Origin of the sequence: Microcoleus sp., from assembly GCF_049646505.1 — a bacterium.
Taxonomy (GTDB): domain Bacteria; phylum Cyanobacteriota; class Cyanobacteriia; order Cyanobacteriales; family Microcoleaceae; genus Microcoleus.
In genome coordinates this window covers 1-6,339 of record NZ_JBARVX010000338.1, presented here as the reverse complement: position 1 = coordinate 6,339, position 6,339 = coordinate 1, and the positions used below count along the sequence as shown (strand labels likewise).

6 protein-coding genes and 1 pseudogene are annotated in these 6,339 nt (G+C 45.8%); 3 read left to right on the top strand and 4 right to left on the bottom strand.

Going from position 1 to position 6,339, the window contains the following annotated elements; all coding sequences use genetic code 11:
- From WBA89_RS17490 to sat, 3 genes and pseudogenes are all read right to left on the bottom strand, one after another.
- A pseudogene (locus WBA89_RS17490) lies at window positions 1-304 on the bottom strand (RNA-guided endonuclease InsQ/TnpB family protein); the annotation flags it as partial.
- Window positions 305-523: 219 nt separating this feature from the next.
- Window positions 524-667, bottom strand: coding sequence for a hypothetical protein (locus WBA89_RS17485; RefSeq protein ID WP_424408446.1), 144 nt, complete (start codon window positions 665-667; stop codon window positions 524-526).
- 159 nt (window positions 668-826) lie between these two features.
- Window positions 827-2,008: a sulfate adenylyltransferase gene (gene sat / locus WBA89_RS17480; RefSeq protein WP_424408445.1), complete on the bottom strand. Its 1,182-nt coding sequence runs from the start codon at window positions 2,006-2,008 to the stop codon at window positions 827-829.
- Between the two features lie 137 nt (window positions 2,009-2,145).
- Here sat and WBA89_RS17475 point away from each other — a divergent pair, with 137 nt between their 5' ends.
- Window positions 2,146-2,934, top strand: coding sequence for an FkbM family methyltransferase (locus WBA89_RS17475; RefSeq protein ID WP_424408444.1), 789 nt, complete (start codon window positions 2,146-2,148; stop codon window positions 2,932-2,934).
- 423 nt (window positions 2,935-3,357) lie between these two features.
- On the opposite strand, the gene WBA89_RS17470 is transcribed toward WBA89_RS17475, so the two are convergent.
- On the bottom strand, window positions 3,358-4,830 hold the full coding sequence (locus tag WBA89_RS17470) for a site-2 protease family protein (protein ID WP_424408443.1): 1,473 nt from the start codon (window positions 4,828-4,830) through the stop codon (window positions 3,358-3,360).
- A gap of 16 nt (window positions 4,831-4,846) precedes the next feature.
- Here WBA89_RS17470 and WBA89_RS17465 point away from each other — a divergent pair, with 16 nt between their 5' ends.
- Window positions 4,847-5,509 carry an MBL fold metallo-hydrolase gene (locus tag WBA89_RS17465; protein WP_424408442.1) on the top strand — a complete coding sequence of 221 codons (663 nt, stop codon included), beginning with the start codon at window positions 4,847-4,849 and terminating at the stop codon, window positions 5,507-5,509.
- A gap of 330 nt (window positions 5,510-5,839) precedes the next feature.
- Window positions 5,840-6,339 (top strand): sugar O-acetyltransferase (locus tag WBA89_RS17460; RefSeq protein ID WP_424408441.1); only part of this gene is annotated, 500 nt, incomplete at its 3' end.

Here is a 6,339-nt window from a genome sequence, read left to right as displayed (position 1 = left end):
TCTTGGTGTAGCATGAAGCAATAGCATCGTTAGATTGTTTTACCTTAGTCCACAGAGTCTTATAGGTTCCAGAAACTTGTCTGGGTACGTTGCAAGCCATTTGGGCTCCCAGCCCAAATCTCACCCGTAATTCGTTGTAGACCGCTTTTTGTAGCTTAGCGCCATTGCTGGTTTTGCCTGCGTCAAAAGCGACTTGTGAAGTGTAATTCAAAGCATCTCGGTAGGCTAAAGTAGTCTGAGATACCAAAGCTTTTTGCTCGGCAGTCAGGTTGAGTTTTAGCTTGGCGGTGATTACTTGGGGCATTTTCTTCACAAACTCTGGTGTTATCGTATCTCGTGAAAACTAATATTGCAATAGCGGGAATCAAAGATTTGTTCGGCAGTCAGGCCTCGCGCACATTCCTCCCGGCACTCAAGGTCGTACAGTTAGAGGGCCCGACTCCTGCTGTCTAGTTGAATTTTAACTTAAATTCCCCTCAATATTTTTTGGGGATTTAATTCTATCCGGGCTGAGGCAGAACCTTTATATTGCAGGTTTGCACCCCACGCCTAGAGCCGTACAAGTAGCTTCTTCAACCACTTTTTGGCGGCTAATTTTGTCGAGCGCGGCGGGCATCGCAGGCGGTGCGCGCCGCACCTTACCACTATAACTAGCGTATAAAACCACTTTTTGCCTAATTTTTGTAGATTCTGACTGTTAATTATTAAGATCATTCTTAAGTAATAAGTTTCAATTTTTGAGTTTTAAGCTTAAACTTTCAAATTTCAAACTCAAAACCCAAAATCAACAACTTTTCCCAAGGCCGCGAATACCAAAGTTCCAGACTTAAATCTCGTAACTAAAAATATTCATAGCCTTGGCCAATTCGGCTGCAACTTCCGGCCGAGAAAACTGTGGCGGTGGCAATTTTCCAGCGCGCAGCATTTCCCGCACCTTGGTTCCCGACAAATGCACCCGCTGTTCGGGAGTGCTGGGACTTGTTTTAGTTGTAGCCATTTGTTCCGTCACCTTGCAATAGAAAGCGTGCTCGAATTTCATCGGCACAATTCCCAATTCAGAGGGTTCAAATTCGTCAAAAATGTGTTGGGCATCGTAGGTTCCGTAATAATCGCCAACTCCTGCGTGATCGCGCCCTACAATAAAGTGAGTGCAGCCGTAGTTTTTGCGGATTAAAGCATGAAAAATTGCTTCTCGCGGCCCGGCGTAGCGCATCGCCGCCGGATTAATTGCCAAAATTACCCGTTCTTTTGGATAGTATTTTTCTAGCAAAATTTCGTAGCAGCGCATCCGCACGTCAGCGGGGATGTCGTCATCTTTCGTCGCCCCCACTAGCGGGTGCAAAAACAAGCCGTCTACTATTTCTAAGGCGCATTTTTGGATGTATTCGTGGGCCCGGTGGATGGGGTTTCTGGTTTGGAAACCGACTATGGTTTTCCATCCTTTTTCGGAGAACAGCATTCTCGATTTCGCCGGGTCAATTTGGTATTGGGGGAAACGGGGGTCTAGTTCGCGTTCTAGCAGCCAAACGTCGCCTGCGAGGTTGACCGGCCCGGCGCTGTCGAGCACTTGAACGCCCGGATGTTTGAGGTCGTCGGTGCGGTAGACGTTGAGGGCTTCTGCTTCTTTGCTGTAGCGATATTTTTCTGCAAGTTCCAAGATGCCTGCAAACTCGCCGGCGGGCGAGTCGAGACGCACTAAAGTTCCTGGTTTCAGGGGGGCAGCGACTTCTTCTGTTACCGAGAGGGTGATGGGAACCGACCACGGAATGCCGTTGGAGAGGCGCATTTCTTTGACGACCGATCGATAATCAGCTTCGTTCATGAACCCTTTAAGGGGACTCAGGGCGCCGATGGCGATCGTTTGCAGGTCGGAGATCGATCGGGCTGAAAGCTGAACTCGCGGCAAGACTTCTGCTTTAGAGAAAAATTCTTGTCTTTGGTCTAGTGTGGCAATGCGGTTGACCAGGATGCCGCCGTGAGGGGCAATGCGGTCTGAATTCTGGCTCATGTCGATTTGAATTATTTGGTTTTAACTGCCATACTATATCCTACCAAAGTATTGTTACAATTAATTAATTTTCCTCACTCAGTCGGCACACATGGTTTTTAATGTGGGTATTAACGATAATTTATTCCGTGAAACTCATGACACTTTATAATTTATTAGTGAACTCCCTCGATTTCTGGCAAAAGCATTCAGGATTGATCAATCTCAAAACTCATACTATTTATTCTAAAATCCTAGACTCTGACTCTTTTGTTATCGATTTAGGCGCAAATGTGGGTCAATTTACCGAAGCGATAACTCGCGAATTCAATTGTAGCTGTTACGCCATAGAAGCAGTTCCTTCTGTGTATTCTCAACTTCCAGACAATGGCTTAGTTAAAAATTTTAATTATGCTATATCAGACCGAAATGAGCCATTAAAAATATATACTTCAGATAATCGAGAATGTAACAGTATCAGTCAGGAATCTGCTAGTGTCTACGGTCTTCAGGGAGAGATATCAGTGGATGGTATCACTTTAGAAACTTTTCTGAACAACCAGAAAATCGAGTTAGTTGATTTGTTGAAGATAGATATTGAAGGTGCTGAAGAAGCCGTTTTTAACTCAACTAGCGATGCCACGCTCTGCAATGTTAAGCAGATTACTATAGAGTTTCACGATTTTATGCCCGGTTCTATTAGCACTGGGGAAGTTAAAAAAATTACCAACAGGTTAAAAAGATTGGGTTTTATCTGCCTCCCATTTTCATACCTGTTCCCTGACATGGATACCTGTGATTTCTTGTTTATTAATACGAATCGATGTAAAATTCCGTATAAAGACTGGCTTGGTTTTCAAATGATTAAGTTGCTTCTAACAATAGAAAAAACTAAGTCGTCTCTACTCCGTTCCGGTTTCAAGCGCGAACAAAGTATTGCCAATTAGCGCGGTGAATAAATCGACGGTCAAGTCGATCGGAATCCCCTTCAAATATATCACTTTTATTTCTATACAATCAGCTCTGGCATTGCAATCAAGCAATTTAGTGCCGCCCCCCTAGATTCATTTCTTTGCAGAATCAAGAGGTGAGTAATTCTCCCTCCCAAATCCCAAATCTAAAATCTAAAATCGACCGAACATTTTTTCATGAATCATGACAGCACTTGCAGTGGGTGAATAGAGATCGAAATCCGTAAATAACATAACACATTTATCGTCTCAATGTCAATATTAATAGTGATTTTTTTACAATATCTATTTTGCCGCTGAGTTGCGATCGCGTCTAGAAAAAGCGGGTTGATAAATGCTAAAGTCCCTGGGATTTATCAACCTTTTCCTTCTTCCTCTTTCCCCTTCCCCTTCTTCAGACTAAATATTTAACCACTGAACGAGTATCTTGGGTGCAGGCAACAAAATAATTAACAAAAGCCCGATCGCCAGCAACCCCAAAAAATCCCGCCGGTTGTCCAATTCGCTAACATCATTCAACGCCGGTTCGTTGTTGAGAGGAGTCAGGAACAAAATAATTGCCCACAGCAGCAAACCCTGTTCCAAAAAAGCCAGCAGCAACATACAAACTCTAGCAACTTGCCCGATCGCCATACTTGCTCGCTGGCCGAACATCGCGTGTACAATGTGCCCGCCGTCGAATTGTCCCACCGGCATCAAATTAAACGCCGTCACGATCAAACCCAAATAACCCGCCACCGCTACCGGATGCAAATTAATCGCAGTTTCCGCATTCAAAGCACCGCCCAAAGTTAACTTGCTCAACAAAGTCATCAGCACCGAAAAATTTGGACTAAAAGAGTCAAAATTCAACATTCCCGACTTTTCAGAAAGCGGTACAATGGTTGAATGCTGCAAACCCCAAATTAATAAGGGCACTGTCGCAACCAAACCCGCAAACGGGCCGGCAATACTGATGTCAAATAAAGCTCGGCGGTGGGGAATTGGACTCCGCATTTGAATGAAAGCGCCCAAAGTTCCCAAGAAAAATGGAATCGGAATAAAATAAGGCAAAGTCGTGCGAATTTTATAGAATCGGGCCGCTAAATAGTGTCCGGACTCGTGAAATGCTAAGATTGTAATTAGAGCCAGGGAGTAAGGCAAACCCCGGAGCAACGTTGACGGGTTAGACTGCAAAATCTTTTCAGTAACTCCGGCAATTTGCGAGCCGACAATCGTAGTCGTAAACACGGCGATCAGCAGCAAAGCTAAGGCGAAAAAGGGTCTGGTAACAGGTGCGGTTTTGACGGGGGTTTCGGCTGATTGGCGGTTGGGATTGGGAACTAAGGCAAAAAAAGGTTGACCGCTCAAACTGTTTTGAAATATGACTAAAAAGCGATCGCCAAAATGCTGTTCCACATTGTCCCGAATTGTTTGATAAGCCGCCTCCGGGTTGGTGCGTAACTGTCCGCGACAAATCACAGCCTGCGGGCGAAATTCTAAATCCCGCAAAAAGTAAGTTGACCAAGGAAAACAATCGCGCAAACTCGCTTCTTCGGCTGAATCGATCGGGCGCAGGGGCGGTTTTGGCTTTGCAGGTTCAGCGTCCGAATCTGTTACTTGCTCGGGAGCCGATCGGGTAATTTCCTTGCGTCCCAACTGTACCAAAAACCAGTACAAAATAGGGCAAACCAAAAAAGGTATAATTATCAACTCCGGCGGTGCTGTTTTTTTTGGGCCGTTAGCTAAAACCCAACCGCTCCAAATCAGCGCCGGCGCCATCATTACCAGCCACAGCAGCCATACCGGAGTTCTGGTGATGCGGCTGATGCTGCTCTGCAACAAGTAGTAAGATATCCAGCCCAAAACCAACAACCATAGTAAAAAAAACATAATATTTATTACTTCCTTGAAACAACAGAGTTCCGTCTCCAAACAGCCCAAGCTGGTACTGCAAAATATCTTTGCTTTCGCGCCTAACCGGGATACCCTGGGTGCGACAGCCTATTTCATTGTAGAAAACGAATCGAACATCTTAGTGGATTGTCCCCCTTGGGATGAGATCAACCAAACCTTTTTGCGGGAATGCGGCGGTGTGCGGCTGCTGTTTCTCACCCACCGCGGCGCTATGGCCAAGGCGCGGGAGATTCAGGAAGCCACGGGGTGCGATATCCTGATTCAAGAGCAGGAAGCTTATTTGCTTCCGGGATTGCGGGTGACGGTTTTTGAGCGAGAATTTAGTTTGAGCGATCGAACTCTGGCATTTTGGACTCCCGGTCACTCTCCTGGTTCCTCTTGTCTTTATGATAGTGGCAGCGGTGGAGTCCTGTTTTCCGGCAGACACTTGCTCCCCAACCGCGAAGGTGCTCCAGTACCCATTCGGACGGCAAAAACTTTTCACTGGCCCAGACAAATTAACAGCGTGAAGTCAATTGTCGATCGATTTTCCCCTTCGACTTTACAGTATATTTGCCCCGCTGCGAATACTGGTTTTTTGCGGAAAAAAGGATCTATCGATCGAGCTTTTGAGCAATTAACCAATCTGGATTTATCCCTTTGTTTGCAGAATTAAGCATACCGGGCGGTTGAAACTGACATCTTGCACCATTGTCAAGAACGGGCTCTCCGGCCCGTTCCACAAGACATGAATTTTATTGTGGAACAGGCCGGAGAGCCTGTTCCCAAACAAGTAATTGAGAATGGTGCAACATCTCAGTTTCAACTCACATCTTGCACATTTCTCAAGAACAGGCTAGAAGCCCGTTCCACAAAAAGTGAATTTTCTTGTGGGGAGTAGGGGTTGGGCCGAAGAGCCCGCCCATAAAAGGCTTGTTGAGAATGGTGCAACATCTGGGTTTCAACCAAAGTTCAACCGCCATATTATCTTATACCGCCGATTTTTATGAAACAAACCGAAAAAGAAAAAATGCTCGCCGGCGAATTGTATTTAGGTGCTGACGAGCAATTAATTGCCGAACGCCACCGAGCCCGCCGCCTCCTCAGAACTTACAATTCTACCCGCGAAGACGAACCCGACAAACGGTTAGAAATTCTCGCCGAATTGTTCGGCGCAGTTGGGCCAAAAGTTGAAATTGAGCCGCCTTTTTACTGCGACTACGGCAGCAATATTTATGCTGGAAACGGATTGTACATGAATTTTGGCTGCGTGATTCTCGACTGCAATCGAGTTAACATTGGCGAAAATTTGCTGTGCGGCCCCAACGTGCAAATTTACACCGCTTTTCACCCCACAGACCCAGAAATTAGACTTTCTGGCCGCGAACTCGCCGCAGAAATTAATATTGGTAATAATGTTTGGATTGGCGGCGGCAGTATTATTTGTCCCGGAGTGACTGTGGGCGATAATAGCACGATCGGCGCAGGCAGCGTTGTGGTCAAAGA